This is a genomic window from Siphonobacter aquaeclarae (assembly GCF_900103285.1).
In the GTDB taxonomy this organism is placed as follows: Bacteria; Bacteroidota; Bacteroidia; order Cytophagales; family Spirosomataceae; genus Siphonobacter; species Siphonobacter aquaeclarae.
In genome coordinates, this window is the sequence record NZ_FNGS01000007.1 from 170,303 (window position 1) to 185,726 (window position 15,424).

Below are 15,424 nucleotides of genomic sequence, written 5' to 3' on the forward strand. Positions count from 1 at the left end.
GAAAAACGGAGGACTAGACTACCGTTTTGATAGCGAGTTCGTCGAGCTGCTTTTGCGAAATGGTCGACGGGCTGTCGATCATCACGTCGCGGCCGGCGTTGTTTTTCGGGAAGGCAATGAAGTCCCGGATGGTGTCAGCGCCGCCGAGGAGCGAGCAAAGACGGTCGAGACCGAATGCGATACCGGCGTGCGGAGGCGCGCCGTACTCGAATGCGTTGAGCAGGAAGCCGAACTGGTGCTGGGCCTCTTCCGGCGTAAACCCGAGGAGGTCAAACATCTTCGACTGCAGGTCTTTCCGGAAAATCCGCACCGAACCGCCGCCTACTTCCACGCCATTGATGACGAGGTCATAGGCATTGGCACGCACCGCGCCGGGATCGGTGGCGATGAGGTCGAAGTCTTCCGGCTTCGGACTCGTGAACGGGTGGTGCATGGCGAAGAAGCGGTTTTCTTCCTCGCTCCATTCCAGCAGCGGAAAATCGACAACCCAGTGAGCCGAGAACGTCTCCGGATTGCGCAGACCGAGGCGGTTGCCCATCTCCAGACGCAGTTCGTTGAGTTGCTTCCGGGTTTTGTCAGCCGGGCCGGCAAGGATCAGCAGCAGGTCGCCGGGTTGGGCGTTGAATTGCTTCACCCAGCCTTTGAGTTCTTCTTCCGAATAAAACTTATCCACAGAAGATTTTACACTGCCGTCGGCATTGACCCGCGCATAAACGAGGCCTTTGGCGCCGATCTGCGGGCGCTTCACCCATTCCGTCAGTTCGTCTATCTGCTTGCGGGTATATTCGGCGCAACCGGGAGCAGCGATACCGACGACGAGTTCAGCGGAGTCAAAAACGACAAAATCTTTTCCGGAGGTCAGGTCCGCGTCGGCTCCCTTGAGCTCTGTGAATTCCATGCCGAACCGGATATCGGGTTTGTCGGAGCCAAACCGGCGCATCGCCTCTGAATAGGGCATGCGGGTCAGGTTTTCCGGCAGTTCAATGCCTTTGACGGTTTTGAAGAGGTAGCGGACCAGCCCTTCAAAGGTTTCGAGGATGTCTTCCTGACGGACAAACGACATCTCGCAGTCGATCTGGGTGAATTCCGGCTGGCGGTCGGCCCGAAGGTCTTCGTCCCGGAAACACTTCACGATCTGATAATACCGGTCGAATCCGGAAACCATCAGCAATTGCTTGAAAGTTTGCGGCGACTGGGGGAGCGCATAAAATTCACCCGGGTTCATGCGGCTCGGCACGACGAAGTCGCGGGCGCCTTCCGGAGTGGATTTGATGAGAACAGGCGTTTCTACTTCGATGAAGCTGAGGCTGTCGAGGTATTCCCGCGTGCGGCGGGTTACCTGGTGGCGCAGCTCCAGGTTTTTCCGGACGATGCTCCGGCGAAGATCGAGGTACCGGAATTTCATCCGGACATCGTCGCCGCCGTCTGTTTCGTCTTCGATCAGGAAGGGAGGTAACTTGGCCGGATTGAGGATTTCCAGCCGGTCTACTTTTATTTCAACATCTCCCGTAGGAAGATTGGGATTTTTCGCGATACGTTCTACGACAGCGCCTGTGGCAGAGATAACGTACTCCCGGCCGAGAGAGCGCGCCGTTTCCAGTACGGCAGCTGCGGTCGATCCTTCTTCAAAAATCAACTGGGTAATTCCGTAGCGGTCGCGGAGATCGATCCATATCATCCCGCCCTTATCGCGGATCCGTTGGACCCATCCGCACAGGGTTACTTCCTGTCCGACGTGGGTTAAGCGGCTTTCGCCGCAGGTATGTGTACGTAGCATAAACGATTGCAAAACATGCTGTTTCTGCCGCAAAAATAGACAATTTCAAAGGCTTCATTGCCATTCCTTGCCGGATTAGCCAAAAGACTGCCCGAATCACCTGTGGTGACCGGGTTTCTTACGCACAGAAGAGGTGGCGGAAATCGCTCAACGGGTAGCGTCAGCGCGGTCGGAGCGCAGAAAAATCCGTACGTGATCGACGGTTTTGACATGACGGTAATGCCGGTCGACATACGCCTTCAATTGCGGAAAACTTTGGTATCCCTGCGTGACGGAATCCTGCATCCAATACGAGTTGGGGCCGGTAACGTCGATAAACAGCGCCGGTTTGTTTCGCATCATATCCCCCACATACCGCTCCCGGTACTGATTCCGGAACGGATGGGAATAGGCAGAACGGATGGTATGATTCTCTGCTACGCCCTGCGGAAGCTGGGTCTCGATGTAATATTGGCAGTTCCAGCCCCAGACAACGAGGTAGTCTCCCGGCTGCTTGTACCCGTCAAGTACTTTGCCGACAGGGGAGAAGGGTAGTGTCCGGTTTTCGACCGGGCCGGAAGCATACAGATTCAGGACCTTGTTTTGCCGGTAGTGTACGGCCGTCAGCAGGATGATACTCAGGAGAGACAGCCCGGTAATGGCCAGCGGCGCACGGCTTTTTCCGCTTCGCAATACTTCAGAAACGGACGCGCTGAACAGCACAAACGGGATCAGAAGAAAAAAGAGGTAATGGGTATATCCGGTGCCCGTCCGCGAAATGGCGAGTACACCCATACCGATCAATCCGGCGGAAAACAGCAATAGCCGGAGCGACGGGCGTGTCGGGTGGGAAATCGCAAAAAGCAGCAATACCGGAATCGGAATCAGCACGGTCAGAAAATCCATTCCAACGATAAACTGCGCGGGTAGTTTGAGGAGGTTGTCGAACCAGTTGCCGCTATCGCCATAGTTAAAATTGGCGTTGATGTAGTAGAACAGGAAGTCATCCAGCACACCATTCGCCCAAAGAACCAGCACGAGCAACGCCAAAATACCGAGCGCGCCGGCGCCGGCTGCCAGGATATGCAGGTACTCCTTCTTCCGCAGCGCTTGTATCAGGAAATATAAGCCGCAGATACCGAGGAGCGGAATACTCTGGATTTTTCCGAAAGGCATGGCCACGAACAGTATGCCCAGCCAGACCGAAGAAGCGTAATGTTTTTTTGCCAGAAATCCGGGTGCAGAAAACAGGAAGACGATGGCAGACAGCAGGGTTACCGGAATCAGCTCGCTCGAATAATGAACAAAATCCCCGTACTGCGTAAACGTCAGGAACAGCAGGGCAGGGTATGTAACCAGCGCCGCCGCTTTGCCGCCGCACCAGTTTTTGACTGCGAGGTATGTCAGCGTAAAAAACAGACTCTCCAGGAAAAAAGCGGCCAGGTGAGCCGTGATATAGCTAAAGTTGCCGGTGACCCACGACGCCACAATGAGAAAATAGCTGCCGAGCGGGCCGCCCGTGGTACCGTCTACCGACCGCCAGTATACCGGATCGCGGACGAGCGTCATTGCCTGGGTAAGCATCTGAGCCTCATCGACATTCAGCTCCCGGTTGAACGCAATGACAGGTAATCGCCCGAAAAGAAAAAGCCCCAACGCCCCGAACAGATATCCGTAACTGACTCCTTTCCCGGAACGGACGGCAAGCGCGCCCACGATGGCCGCCAGCGCATAGGCGGTAAACAGGTAAACAGTGGGAAAAGGATCAAAACTGGGTAAGGAAAACATCGGCTCAGGTCAGAAATGAAGGCATGTAAAGAAACGACCTGGGGAGAGAAATTCAAAATGCATGGGGCATGGAGCATGGAGCATGGGGGCGGCGTAATGGCCCCATGCCCTCTGCTCCATGCCCCATGCCCTACAGGTTGCGCTTCTTCAACTGCTCCACCGCATAGCTCGCCGCGCGGGCGGTAAGTGCCATGAAGGTTAGTGAAGGATTTTGATTGCCGACGGACGTCATACTCGCGCCGTCTGTGACGAATACGTTCGGAACGGCATGCAGCTGGCTCCATTTATTGAGCAGGGACGTCTTCGGGTCTTTTCCCATCCGGACGCCGCCCATCTCATGGATATCCAGGCCCGGCGCCTGATGCGAATCACCCATGTGGATATTCCGGCAGCCAGCCTTTTCCAGCATTTCAGAGGCCTGCGCGTGGAAGTCTTTGACCATTTTACCGTCGTTGTCGTCGTACCCGACGGAAGTGACCAATTGCGGAATACCCCAGGGATCTTTGAGGTCAGTACTGAGGCGTACGTGGTTTTCGTATTTCGGAACGGTTTCGCCCTGCATCATGATGTAGACGCTCCAGGGACCGGGTTTCGCCCATTTTTCCTTGAACTCCGCACCGAAGCCGGGTGAATTGACGTGGGACGTAGCCCCCGCGCGACCGGCCGAGAAAGCGACCATATATCCCCGCTGAAAATCCATTTCCTGCTTTTTGACGTTCCGGAAGGAAGGCATAAACGCCGAAGTAGGGCGCCGCCCGAAATAATACCGATCGTCGTAGCCTTCGAATGTGGCTCCGCCGGAACCCCGGTAGTTGTGGAAAGCCACATACCGCCCGAGAAGGCCGTTGTCATTCCCGAGCCCGTTCGGGAAGCGATTGCTCTTCGAGTTCAGCAGGATCAGATTGGTATTGAGGCAGGCGGCGTTGACGAAGACAATCTTCGCAAAGAAATCCTGGGTTTCGTTGGTGTTGGTATCGACGATGCGTACGCCGGCAGCCCGGCCTTTTTTCTCGTCGTACAAAATGGAATGAACGGTCGAGAATGGCCGTACCGTCAGATTGCCTGTTTTTCGGGCGGCGGGCAGCGTCGCCGAGTTACTGCTGAAGTACCCGCCATAAGGGCATCCGCGGTAACAGAGATGGCGGGCCTGACACTGCCCGCGGCCGAGATCAAGGTGAACTTTCTGCGGTTGGGTCAGGTGCGCGCAGCGACCGATGATCACCCGGCGGTCGGGGTAGTTTGCAGCGACTTTATCCTGTATATGTTTTTCGACGCAGTTCAATTGCCAGGGCGGGAGAAACTCGCCGTCCGGTAACGTGTCAATACCGTCCTTGTTTCCCGAAATACCGGCGAATTTTTCGACATAGCTGTACCACGGCGCCAGATCTTCATATCCAATGGGCCATTCCACCGCAAAACCGTCCCGACCGGGGGCTTCGAACTCGTACCGGCTCCACCGCTGGGTCTGCCGGGCCCAGAGCAGAGACTTTCCGCCCACCTGGTATCCCCGGATCCAGTCAAAGGGCTTTTCCTGTACATAGGGGTGCTGGGCATCTTTGACGAAAAACTGCTGGGTCGCTTCGTCCAGCGCGTAGCATTTCGTGGCGATGGGGTTTTCGGCGCGAAACGACGCGGGCATGCGGAGGTGGTGATCGAAATCCCACGGATTTTTCATGGCCGTGGTGTAATCGGTTACGTGTTGGACATCCCGGCCCCGTTCCAGTACCAGGGTTTTGAGTCCTTTTTCGCACAATTCCTTGGCGGCCCAGCCGCCGGAAATTCCGGAGCCGACGACAATGGCGTCAAACTGGTTGGCGGCGTTGCGGTTGATATACATGGTAAAGAAGAGTTACCGGGCAGACACGCCGCGGGCAGTGGTTTTGATACGACAGAGGTAATGATTGGCCGTGAGGTAGAGGTACCCGTCTTCTCCGAAGGCACAGTTGGCCGTGAGTTCACCCGTTTCAATCCGGCCGAGGAGCTTTCCCTGCGGATTCAGGACGAGGACGCCGCCCGGGCCGGTCGAAAATACATTGCCCTCAGAATCGGTGTGAATGCCGTCGGGAGCGCCTTGCAACCCTTGTTTCTTCAAGGGAGAAGCGTCATAAAAGAGTTTTCCTTTTCCGACAGAGCCATCCGGAAGAACGGGATAGGCGAGGATAAAGGCGTCTGTATCATCCGATTGCGCGATGTACAGCGTTTTTTCATCGGGAGAAAGCGTGACGCCGTTCGGGCGCTTGAGGTCGCTGATGACTTGCGTCACGACGCCGTCGGTTCCGATCCGATACACCCCGAATTCCCTGATTTCACGGGTGGGGTCGTTTTCTTTTTTCGGAAGACCATACGGCGGATCGGTAAAATAGTATGCACCGGAAGAATGCTGGCAGATATCGTTCGGTGCGTTGAACCGCTTGCCCTGCCAGTGAGCGGCGAGGGTTACTTTTCCGCCGCCGGAAAACGGCATCGCTGAAATCCGGCGATCGCCGTGCTCGCAGGCGACGAGTTCGCCCTTTCGGTTGACTAACAGGCCGTTGGAGCCGGGCTCATTGCCATAGTCCCCGCGACCGGTAAAACCGGACGGTTTCAGAAAGACCGAAAGCTGGCCGTCTTTCCACTGGTGAATCGTGTTGTTGGGAATATCGGAAAAGAGGAGGAAGCCGCCGTTTTTGACCCAGACCGGGCCTTCTGTCCACCCGAAACCGGTGGCGAGAACTTCAATCTTCTCGCCGGGCGGAATGAGCTTGTCGAACGCCGGGTCATGGCTGACGAGCTTGCCAAGCGTCGGATATACACCCTGGGCAACGGCGGGCAATGCCAGCAGGAGAAGTAACAGCGATTTCATGGGCATTAGAGGTATGCCCAAAGATAACGAGAAGGGGAGGATTGAGAAAGTTTATATCGAAAATAAGAATATCGAATTCATTTAATGTGATTTCATATAAAGTAGTGTCTCCTGACTCGATTATTGGAAGGGTAGAAAACCAAAAGGCCCGGGACTTAGATTCCCGGGCCTTTTTTATAATCAGTTGATGGCCACCCCCGCACTGGCATAACCGATCACCGAAAGAATAAAAGGCGATCCCGGTGCAAAGACAGAGGAAACGAGCAGCAGCCGGCTTCCGGCCGTTACCGGAATGGAGAGCCCGGAAGTTGTCCCAAAACTGGTGGTTCCGATGACAATAAGCCCCGACATAGTGCTCAATGTCGCGGTTGCTCCCGGTATGGCTGAGAAGGTATTGCTTCCCGGAGGAGCCTGATACAATTGAAACTGTACCGAAACGGGCGGTCCGATCAGACTCAGGGCGACGGTGGTACTGAAAAAGCCTGAAATAGAAGTAATAACGCCATCCCGGGGTACTGAAAAGGCCACATTTGTCAATTGCGCCGCATCTATTGTCGGAACGACAAGGGGAATGTCCGTGGAAGCACTCCCGAATCCCAGCGCCGCGCCTGTTCCGGTGATGCCTCCTATCAGCGTTGTCAGCGCAACCGGAGCGCCGGAAGCGAATGGAATAATAGACGGCGAGGCAGCGGCAGGTTCGGATTTAAGCGCCGTCCATGCGGAGCCGGTGTAATAATAAAAACCTGCTGCGCCATCCGTTTGGTATACCAGCAGGCCCGTTGCCGGATTAGAGATACCCGTCCGGGCGCTTTCCGCCATACGGGGAATCAATAAACCTTTGTTGGCGGACTTCACTTCCAGTTGCGCACTCGGATCCGGTGTAGTGGTGCCGACGCCAACCTGGGCATGAACACTGAAACCGGCAACGGCAAAAAAAACGGCGGCCAGAAAGGAACGGGTATGCGGAAAGGACAAGCGGGAAAAGTAGCTTTTCTTCATCGGGCGGAGGTATTTGGAGTTCGAAAGGATTGACAACCTGAACATAGATGATGCCGGCCGTCGTTTCCTCCCAAAGTAAAACCTCCTTCACTGAATGACAGGGCACTATGTTTCCCCCGAAAGTAAAAATTTACTATAGAAATTATACAAAAATGCAGCAAATACTTTTCAAAAGTTAAGCAATGGGAGGTTGGGGGAGAAAAGCATGTCGCTGCGCAACGAGAAGCGGAGAGAAGAATCGACGTATAACAAAAAAGCACCCACCGTCTCCGATAAGTGCTTTGTGGGTGATGAGGGATTCGAACCCCCGACCCTCTGCTTGTAAGGCAGATGCTCTGAACCAGCTGAGCTAATCACCCGACTGAAAGTCGAAATAAAAAAGCACGTACCATTCGGTGCGTGCTACGTGGGTGATGAGGGATTCGAACCCCCGACCCTCTGCTTGTAAGGCAGATGCTCTGAACCAGCTGAGCTAATCACCCCTGTGTTGTTACTCGCCCCTTGCGTTTGGGACTGCAAACATAGGAAACGAAAAGCCCCTTTGGCAAGCTTTGGGTCGTATTTTTTTTGGGAGAATGCGCAACCGGCTGAAAAACAGCCGCTATTCCACGATGGAATACCGTGCTTTGGCCTGCTCCAGAGACAGGGCATTAAAGTGCCACCACTCACTGGTAATACCCATAAATCCCGCCGATTTCATCGCATTCCGCAAAATTTCCCGGTTGGCAACTTGCTCTTTGGTGATTTTTCCCTGCCGGAGCATCTCGGCTTCCTTGCGGGGGTAGGCTTCGCTGCCGAAAAAATCAAAAGCTGTGCCCATGTCGAGCGCCTTCCCGTCGGCCGTTGCTACGGTCAGGTCCACGGCGCAGCCATAGTTGTGAATCGAGCCCCGGCGGGGATTGGCGACGTAGTTCTCCCGGAGCCGCGGCGCATATTGCGGCAGTGCATCCCAGAGTTTCCATTGCACGGAGCGGGAGCGTGCGCCATCGTACACGAGGAGGCGGTAATCAGGGTAGTGCTGTTTGAGCCAGTCGTGCGCTTTTTTCAGCTTGTCTGCCGCAAGGGGCTGGAGGAAACACCGCGTAATACATCCGTATACGTCCTTGTGCATGAAATTGTCGGAGGTGGAGTACTTCAGATCCACGAGCAGGGTAGGATCAACCGTCCGGATGTCAACGAGACCGGCTTTTTCGAGTTTTTTCTCTTCGTCGCATACCAGCCAGAAGGGTTGGAGGAATAAAAATGTCAGCAGGTACTTCATAAATCGCGTCGTTAGTGGTAATCGAAGTAAGAATACAAAGAATTTTCGAAGCAGGAAGTTTAACCTACTTTAAGGTTATTTTCGGGTTTAAGGTATTGCCCGGCGTCCGAACGCACGTAACTTCCGGTTTTTGCTTACTTACCTTCCTGATTCATGGCTCTCAATTACCTCTGGATTGCCTTTTTTGTGATTTCGTTTCTGGTCGCGCTCGTCAAGCTGATTTTCTTCGGAGATACGGAGATTTTCAAGGTATTGATCGACGGTATGTTTGACTCGGCAGAAATGTCGGTCATGAAAATTGCGCTTCCGCTGGCCGGTGTGATGACGTTTTTTCTGGGGATTCTCAAGGTCGGCGAAGAAGCAGGTGTCATCGCTTTTCTCGCCCGTATCATCGGGCCGTTTTTCAATCGTCTTTTTCCGGAGGTTCCGAAAGATCACCCCGCCCACGGGCAGATGATCATGAATTTCTCTGCCAATATGCTGGGGCTTGATAACGCCGCCACGCCCTTCGGTCTCAAGGCTATGCAGAGCCTGCAGGAGCTTAATCCCGATAAGGAAACGGCGACGAACGCGCAGATCATGTTCATGACGCTGCATTCGGCCGGACCGGTCCTGATACCGCTCAGCGTGATGGCGCAGCGTGCCATTTACGGCGCCGCAGATCCCTCCGATATTTTCATTCCCTGTTTGATTGCGGTATACGTGGCCACTCTCACGGGGCTACTGATAGTAGGTATTCGTCAGAAAATCAACCTGTTCGACCGGGTTATACTGAGCTGGCTCGGAGGAATAACGCTGGCTGTAGTAGCCCTGCTGGGGTACCTCACTACGCTCACCCGGGAGGGATTGGAGACCTTTTCAAAAGTCTTCAGCAATGGTATTCTGTTTGCGTTTGTGCTGTCGTTTCTGCTGGCGGCGATGCGGAAGAAAATAGATGTGTTTTCGACGTTTGTGGAAGGTGCCAAAAGCGGATTTGAGACGTCTGTCCGCGTGATCCCCTATCTGGTAGGTATGCTCGTCGGCATCGGTCTCCTGCGTAATTCCGGCGCACTCGGGTACCTGGTCGACGGTATCCGGTGGTCCCTGCAAGTACTCCCCATCCGTACCGAATGGGTAGATGCCCTTCCTACCGCCCTGATGCACCCCCTCAGCGGGAGCGGTTCCCGCGCGATGATGATCGATACCATGAAAACCTTTGGCGCCGATTCGCTCGTAGGCCGGCTGGCCTGCCTCTTTCAGGGCGCTTCGGATACCATTTTGTATGTAATAGCCCTGTACTTCGGCGCCGTCAACGTGAAGCGTACACGCTATACCCTTGCCGCCGGCCTCCTCGCCGACCTCGCCGGGATTGTTACGGCGATTGTGGTGGGGTATTTGTTTTTTGGGTGAGAAGGCGGCTTTCAGTTTACTGTTTTCAGTCTTCGGTTTACTGTTTTCAGTTGGAGGGCAACCGCCTCTCTCGCCGTCCGTAGCATTCGCTACGGACTTTTTTAATTGGGAGGCTTCGCCTCCCGCAAATGATCATTGTTTTTGAACCATGCCTAATCAAACCTGACACGTCCCCTTAGTCCCAAACGCGACCTGTTCTCCATTTACTGTTCAGTTTCGGGTTAAGAGTGATAAATGGATTGTGAACCGGCTGAAAATCATGCTCCGCAGGGAGGCGAAGCCGCCCAATTAAAAAAGTCCGTAGCGAATGCTACGGACGGCGGGCGAGGCGGTTGCCTCCCAACTGAAAACCGAAAACTGAAAACCGAAAACAGAAAACAGAAAACAGGTCCCCCTCAATCCTCCTCCAGCAACTCCAGCATATCCATCATTTCGCCGAAATCCTTGTAGCCGGGACGGGTTTCTTCGCCACCGGTAAGGGCAATACCTTTGAACGGAATCTGCTTGAGGACTTCCTTCACGTTCATGACATTCAGGCCGAATCCGATCAGCGTCGGATACCGGAACGCAAACGGATCGAGGTAGTTGAGTGTCGGAACGTCGAGGTGCGCGAAAGGATCAGAATGGTCGATCAGGTAGTAATCTGCGCCGTCCGGAGACGCCGGCAGCCCGTCGGCCAGGTCTATCCGCAGGATAACCGGCAATCCGAGCGTCTTCGCCGCCGGAAGCAGCTCCGGGTGCATAATCTGCACAACATCAGGCTGGTATCGTTCCACCAGCTCCCGGATCGCCGAAAAGTCAGCAGAGCCAGTCTCCCCGACAATCGAGACGCCGGCCAGCCAGCCCCGTATTTCCTGAAATTTCTCGAGAGAGAGCGTATCCATCGAAAACCCCAGCCATTCGACGCCCATGCCCGCGCAGTACCGGGCATCCGATAAATTGGTAACGTCGGATATCTTAACCAATGTTTGTAATGCCATAGCAAAGTCCGGAAAAAGCCCGGATCGAATGCAAAACTAGGGTTTTTGAACGGAAAGCGGGCGTATTCCGGCGCTTCCCCGCCGGGCAAACGGGTGAAAAACCAGAAAGTACCGCTCCGTTTTTTCAGGGATTGGCTTAACATTGCAGCCTGAGTTACCCAAATCCGTGTCTGAAACGAAACCTACGTCTCTTCCGCTTTCGACCTGGAAACGGCCGTTCCGGCAGATTCGCTACCTGATTTTTCTGAAGGATGTTGCCATCATCGCCCTTACGGCCTTCGGAGGTCCGCAGGTCCATACCATGCTGTTTCTGGACCGGCTCGTCCGCCGGCGCGGGTACCTGACGGAGGACGAGCTGCTCGAACTCACCGCATTGTGCCAGGTACTTCCCGGCCCGACATCCACCCAGACCATTACCGCAGTCGGCTTCCGGATCGGCGGTCCCAACCTGGCATATCTGACGCTGCTCGTCTGGATCATGCCGTCTGTGTTGCTGATGACGGCCTTTGCCGGCCTTCTGTCCTATCTGCAAGACCGCCAGGTATCCCTTCATTTTACGCGTTTTCTGGGGCCGATGGCCGTCGGGTTTATTTTTCACGGCGGCTGGGTATTGGGGAAGAAAGTTATCCACAACCGGAAGGAGATCGCGCTGATGATCGCTTCCGCATTGCTGGCGTACTTCTGGCCGAGCCCGTGGGCCTGCCCGGTAGCGCTGATTATCTGCGGAGGTATTACGGCGCGGGAATATCACCGGCTGCCGGAGGAGCCCAAAGACCCGGTCCGGATTGAATGGTCCAATTTTATCCTGTGGCTCGGTGTACTGGTAGGATCGGCCGTAGCTGGTGGACTGACGCGCTGGCTTCCGCTCCGGCTATTCGAGAATTTTTACCGCAACGGCAGCCTGGTTTTCGGAGGAGGGCAGGTATTGGGGCCTATGCTGTTTACCGAATTCGTTTCCTTTAAAAAATACCTGACCGAGCAGGAATTTCTGTCGGGACTGGCGCTGGCCCAAACGGTTCCCGGGCCGAATTTTTCGCTGGCGGCGTTTGTCGGTTCGCTGTCGCTGAAGGGGGAAGGCTTCGGTGGAGAACTGATCGGCGCAGCTATGGCAACGCTCGGGATTTTCCTGCCCGGAACATTCCTGATTTTCTTCGCTTACCGTTTCTGGGAACAGATGAAAAAGTACCGCGGCATCCGGGCTTCGCTTGTCGGGATCAATGCCGCAAATATTGGGATAACGATAGCGGCCGGATTGCGTCTTTTTGTACCTTTGTCCGCTGATTGGCAGTTAGTTACCGGAATAACGGTCTTCCTGCTGCTCTGGGGGCGTATTCCTCCGTATATTCTTATTCCTGCCGGAATTTTAACCGGCCTGCTGGCCTGAAAAATAAAAGTGGTCTCTCCGGAGACCGGCCCGGGGAATGGTTGCTCCCGGGTTTTTTCACCAAAAAGAAACGCCGCGTCTCCGGAAGGAGCGCGGCGTTTTCACGGGAAGGAGGTAATCAGAGCTTTTCTCCTTCAAATTCCTGTCCCTGAACAGCGAGTTTGTATTTGATGACTTTCTTGGCGTCGTCCCGGACGAAGGTAACCGTGGCATCGTAGCCGGGAACGTTGAAAACATCGGTCTGTTTCTGATCCGCCACGAGCTCGCCTTTTCCCTGGCCGGTCGCTTCGCCCATCAGCTTGCCATTTTCTATGGAGACAATGAACGAGTCGAAGGAGCCTTCCACTCCTTTATATTTTCCGACATAATCTTTCCAGAGCGTACTATCAGCCCGAACGGCTGCCACAGGCAAAGGCGAAGGAAGGGATTTTGCTTCCGCGGCCCACGCACCCGCGAGGAGCAGGGCCAGCAAGGTGAATTTCTTCATGACTAAACGGTAGGTTTTTCCGAAAAATAGGAAAAAGCCGCGGATTGGTACCACCGCGTTCCGGTCAACTGGCAGAAACATTCCATGAACGGAACGCGCCGGAAGCTGAACCGTTTACCCGTGCCGTTTGCGATGCGGAATCAGTGTCCACTCCGGTTCATTTCCGACATACTTGCCGACGATATAGGCGGCGACTTCTTCCAGGTTTTCTTCGTTGGAAATGAAAAAAAGGCTCCGGGCGGGCGCATCGTCGCCCGGAAAGGAAATCTCGAAATACTCGTTGTGGAGGGCTTCCCGCTCCGGGTCGACAAACTGGTAGTGCATAGATACTGACGATTGGACCAGCGCGGAAATCCGGTCGCTCAGCCCTGTAGGGTTACGCGTGAGCGCTCACAGACTCCGCCTACCGGCGGGTTGAATTTTGAAACAGCTACTTCAATTTTTTCGACATGCGGGTATTTCTCCCGGATACCGCTGATGATCTGATACGCAATGTGTTCCAGTAGCTTATGGGAGTGTTTCATGATCTCTGCCACTATCTGGTACACCTTTGCGTAGTTGACCGTTTCGCTCAGTTTATCGTGAATGGCAGCCTGTTGAAAGTCGACGGTAATGAATACGTCAATCGAATAGCGGTTGCCGATTTTCTGTTCTTCTTCGTAAAAACCGTGGTATGAAAAAAACTCGAGGCCTTCGAGGGCGATCGTTCCCATGAAAAAAGGAAGCGTGCGCTTCCGGAAAAGTTAAAGTTTGTCGAAAAAGGAACCCTCTTCGCTGGGTTGTTCGGTTTCCGCTGCGGGCTGCTCAACGGGCGGGGCAGGTACTTCGGCTACGGGCGCCGGCGTTTCTTCCGGTTGTGCCGAAGGAATATTCTCCAGCACTTCGCGGAGTTCGGCCGTCTTCTCATCGAAGACGATCTGCCGGGATTTCTCCTCAAAACGCTGGACTTTCTCCAGGGTATCGGCAGCGTATCCCTTGATTTGCGCAATGAGGGTTTCGCGGTATTTCTCAATCGCTTTGATATCGCGTTCGAGGCCCTTCAGTTCATTGACCGCTTCTTCGATGATGTAGCGGGCCTTGCTTTCGGCGTCGGTCAGGAGCATGCTGGCTTCCTTCCGGGCTGTGACGACGGCGTCGTCTGCCTGCTGCTGGGCCTCAACTACCTTCCGCTGTGACTCTTCCTGGGCTTTGGAAGCCATTTCCTGGCTGGTTGCCTGGGCCGTCTGCAGCGTTTTATAGAGGGTATTTTCGAGTGCTTTTAATTTACTGAATTCGCCTTCCGTACGCTCGATGCGTTCGTGGAGAAGCCGGTTTTCGTCCAGCATCCGTTCCCATTCCTGCGAAAGCGTCGTCAGAAATCCGTCTACTGCGTCTTTATCATATCCTCTGAAAACCCGTTCGAACGACTGTTTCCGGATATCAAGTGGCGTAATCTTCATGGGAGTATCGTTGAAAACGGAGAATGTTCCGGGTGTTGCCGGCCGGAGACGTTCCGTTTGTGAAGGTTTTTTAGTCAAAAATCATCCAATACAATCACATTTAAGCCTGAAATACAAGCCTTCCGCGGAAAAACTGCGGCCTTTCTCAGACGGCGCCGACCTGCCAGATCGAGATCAGGCGGTCGTCGGATGCGGAAATCAGCCTGCCACCGGTCCATAAGGTCCGGTTGATCGACGTGCGGTGTCCGGAGAACCGGGCCCAGTCTACCACCTTCAGGAGTTTCAGTGTTTCGGCATCCCACAGTTTCAGTGTTTTGTCCATGCTTGCGGTGACGATCCATCGCCCGTCGGGACTGAAGGAAAGGTGGTTGATCGCGAACATATGCGCCACGATGTCCTGTCCGGGCACATACGGATCGCCGGCCTTCCAGGTTTTGAGGTGGGCATCACGGCCACCGGAGAGGAGTCGCCCGCCGGCAGGATCATAACGAACCGTGAAGACCGAATGCGTATGTGCGGCGATGACAAATTTCAGTTCGAGCGAATCGACGTCGAATATCTTGACAGTATGATCGGAGTAGCCAGCGGCCAGCTCGCGTGTGGCGGGGTTAACAGCCAGGCTGCGGGCCGAAGCCTCACTGGCGCGCAGGTGTTTCCTGATCTGGAAAGAAGGGCGGTCGATGACGGTTACGACGCCATCGCCCTGCGCGACAAACGCCAGGTCTTCAAACAGACAGATATCAAAAATCGGGGAGGAGGTCAGGCGGAGGGAGTCCTGCTCCTGTTTCGCCTCCGGGTCAATGCGGTGGATGCCGTCGTAATTCTGCCCGACCCAGAGAAGACCGGTAGAGGCCTCGCGCTCCATGGCATAAACCGACGCCGGAATGCGGGCTACGAGGGTGCCCAGGTCAGGTTTGGTCAGGTCCCAGCCGATGACCATGCCATCGCTTCCCGCCGAATAAAAGCGATGAGGCTCGGCGGCGGCCGTGAGGGCATACACGGCGTCGCGGTGACCGGCAAACGTATCTATTCGTTCAATTGATAAGGCCATATGTGCGTGCAAAAATACGTCAGGAACAAGGAGTAGAGGCGCGTTTTT

The 15,424-nt window shown here is 54.7% G+C and carries 14 protein-coding genes and 2 tRNA genes; 2 read left to right on the top strand and 14 right to left on the bottom strand.

Annotation, left to right across the window (positions count from 1 at the left end):
* Positions 1-13: 13 nt before the first annotated feature.
* The 8 genes from aspS to BLR09_RS18650 all read right to left on the bottom strand — a co-directional run bounded on the left by aspS (position 14) and on the right by BLR09_RS18650 (position 8,646).
* A complete protein-coding gene (gene aspS, locus BLR09_RS18615; RefSeq protein WP_093205749.1) occupies positions 14-1,777 on the bottom strand; it encodes an aspartate--tRNA ligase in 1,764 nt (587 codons plus the stop codon).
* A 147-nt stretch (positions 1,778-1,924) separates the two neighbouring features.
* Positions 1,925-3,544, bottom strand: a complete 1,620-nt coding sequence (locus BLR09_RS18620; RefSeq protein WP_093205751.1) for a hypothetical protein — start codon at positions 3,542-3,544, stop codon at positions 1,925-1,927.
* 130 nt (positions 3,545-3,674) lie between these two features.
* Positions 3,675-5,381, bottom strand: coding sequence for a GMC oxidoreductase (locus BLR09_RS18625; RefSeq protein WP_093205754.1), 1,707 nt, complete (start codon positions 5,379-5,381; stop codon positions 3,675-3,677).
* Between the two features lie 12 nt (positions 5,382-5,393).
* Complete coding sequence (locus tag BLR09_RS18630) at positions 5,394-6,386, bottom strand: SMP-30/gluconolactonase/LRE family protein (protein ID WP_093205757.1); 993 nt, start codon at positions 6,384-6,386, stop codon at positions 5,394-5,396.
* 180 nt (positions 6,387-6,566) lie between these two features.
* Positions 6,567-7,385, bottom strand: a complete 819-nt coding sequence (locus BLR09_RS18635; RefSeq protein WP_093205759.1) for an exosporium glycoprotein BclB-related protein — start codon at positions 7,383-7,385, stop codon at positions 6,567-6,569.
* Between the two features lie 284 nt (positions 7,386-7,669).
* A tRNA-Val gene (locus tag BLR09_RS18640) sits at positions 7,670-7,744 on the bottom strand.
* 48 nt (positions 7,745-7,792) lie between these two features.
* Positions 7,793-7,867 (bottom strand) — tRNA-Val (locus tag BLR09_RS18645).
* A 119-nt stretch (positions 7,868-7,986) separates the two neighbouring features.
* Positions 7,987-8,646, bottom strand: coding sequence for a M15 family metallopeptidase (locus BLR09_RS18650; RefSeq protein WP_093205762.1), 660 nt, complete (start codon positions 8,644-8,646; stop codon positions 7,987-7,989).
* 153 nt (positions 8,647-8,799) lie between these two features.
* On the opposite strand from BLR09_RS18650, the gene BLR09_RS18655 reads away from it, so the two are divergent.
* Positions 8,800-10,035: a nucleoside recognition domain-containing protein gene (locus BLR09_RS18655; protein ID WP_093205764.1), complete on the top strand. Its 1,236-nt coding sequence runs from the start codon at positions 8,800-8,802 to the stop codon at positions 10,033-10,035.
* A gap of 395 nt (positions 10,036-10,430) precedes the next feature.
* On the opposite strand, the gene BLR09_RS18660 is transcribed toward BLR09_RS18655, so the two are convergent.
* A complete protein-coding gene (locus BLR09_RS18660; protein WP_093205767.1) occupies positions 10,431-11,015 on the bottom strand; it encodes a phosphoribosylanthranilate isomerase in 585 nt (194 codons plus the stop codon).
* Positions 11,016-11,181: 166 nt separating this feature from the next.
* Here BLR09_RS18660 and chrA point away from each other — a divergent pair, with 166 nt between their 5' ends.
* On the top strand, positions 11,182-12,399 hold the full coding sequence (chrA, locus tag BLR09_RS18665) for a chromate efflux transporter (protein WP_176785610.1): 1,218 nt from the start codon (positions 11,182-11,184) through the stop codon (positions 12,397-12,399).
* A 118-nt stretch (positions 12,400-12,517) separates the two neighbouring features.
* On the opposite strand, the gene BLR09_RS18670 is transcribed toward chrA, so the two are convergent.
* The 5 genes from BLR09_RS18670 to BLR09_RS18690 form a co-directional block, all read right to left on the bottom strand.
* On the bottom strand, positions 12,518-12,886 hold the full coding sequence (locus BLR09_RS18670) for a hypothetical protein (protein ID WP_143011154.1): 369 nt from the start codon (positions 12,884-12,886) through the stop codon (positions 12,518-12,520).
* Between the two features lie 114 nt (positions 12,887-13,000).
* Positions 13,001-13,210: a hypothetical protein gene (locus BLR09_RS18675; protein WP_093205771.1), complete on the bottom strand. Its 210-nt coding sequence runs from the start codon at positions 13,208-13,210 to the stop codon at positions 13,001-13,003.
* Positions 13,211-13,248: 38 nt separating this feature from the next.
* Entirely contained in the window at positions 13,249-13,599 is a 351-nt protein-coding gene (gene folB, locus BLR09_RS18680) for a dihydroneopterin aldolase (protein ID WP_093205773.1), read from the bottom strand.
* Positions 13,600-13,629: 30 nt separating this feature from the next.
* The gene (locus BLR09_RS18685; protein ID WP_093205775.1) at positions 13,630-14,325 is read right to left on the bottom strand and encodes a DivIVA domain-containing protein; all 696 of its coding nucleotides are present in this window, start codon (positions 14,323-14,325) and stop codon (positions 13,630-13,632) included.
* Between the two features lie 145 nt (positions 14,326-14,470).
* Positions 14,471-15,376, bottom strand: coding sequence for a WD40 repeat domain-containing protein (locus BLR09_RS18690; RefSeq protein WP_093205777.1), 906 nt, complete (start codon positions 15,374-15,376; stop codon positions 14,471-14,473).
* Positions 15,377-15,424 lie beyond the last annotated feature (48 nt).

Coding starts and splice junctions, on each gene's coding strand:
- BLR09_RS18635 (WP_093205759.1), bottom strand. CDS start 7,385: ATGAAGAAAAGCTACTTTTCCCGCTTGTCCTTTCCGCATACCCGTTCC.
- BLR09_RS18670 (WP_143011154.1), bottom strand. CDS start 12,886: ATGAAGAAATTCACCTTGCTGGCCCTGCTCCTCGCGGGTGCGTGGGCC.
- BLR09_RS18685 (WP_093205775.1), bottom strand. CDS start 14,325: ATGAAGATTACGCCACTTGATATCCGGAAACAGTCGTTCGAACGGGTT.
- BLR09_RS18690 (WP_093205777.1), bottom strand. CDS start 15,376: ATGGCCTTATCAATTGAACGAATAGATACGTTTGCCGGTCACCGCGAC.
- BLR09_RS18630 (WP_093205757.1), bottom strand. CDS start 6,386: ATGAAATCGCTGTTACTTCTCCTGCTGGCATTGCCCGCCGTTGCCCAG.
- BLR09_RS18660 (WP_093205767.1), bottom strand. CDS start 11,015: ATGGCATTACAAACATTGGTTAAGATATCCGACGTTACCAATTTATCG.
- BLR09_RS18650 (WP_093205762.1), bottom strand. CDS start 8,646: ATGAAGTACCTGCTGACATTTTTATTCCTCCAACCCTTCTGGCTGGTA.
- BLR09_RS18620 (WP_093205751.1), bottom strand. CDS start 3,544: ATGTTTTCCTTACCCAGTTTTGATCCTTTTCCCACTGTTTACCTGTTT.
- BLR09_RS18675 (WP_093205771.1), bottom strand. CDS start 13,210: ATGCACTACCAGTTTGTCGACCCGGAGCGGGAAGCCCTCCACAACGAG.
- folB (WP_093205773.1), bottom strand. CDS start 13,599: ATGGGAACGATCGCCCTCGAAGGCCTCGAGTTTTTTTCATACCACGGT.
- aspS (WP_093205749.1), bottom strand. CDS start 1,777: ATGCTACGTACACATACCTGCGGCGAAAGCCGCTTAACCCACGTCGGA.
- BLR09_RS18625 (WP_093205754.1), bottom strand. CDS start 5,381: ATGTATATCAACCGCAACGCCGCCAACCAGTTTGACGCCATTGTCGTC.
- BLR09_RS18655 (WP_093205764.1), top strand. CDS start 8,800: ATGGCTCTCAATTACCTCTGGATTGCCTTTTTTGTGATTTCGTTTCTG.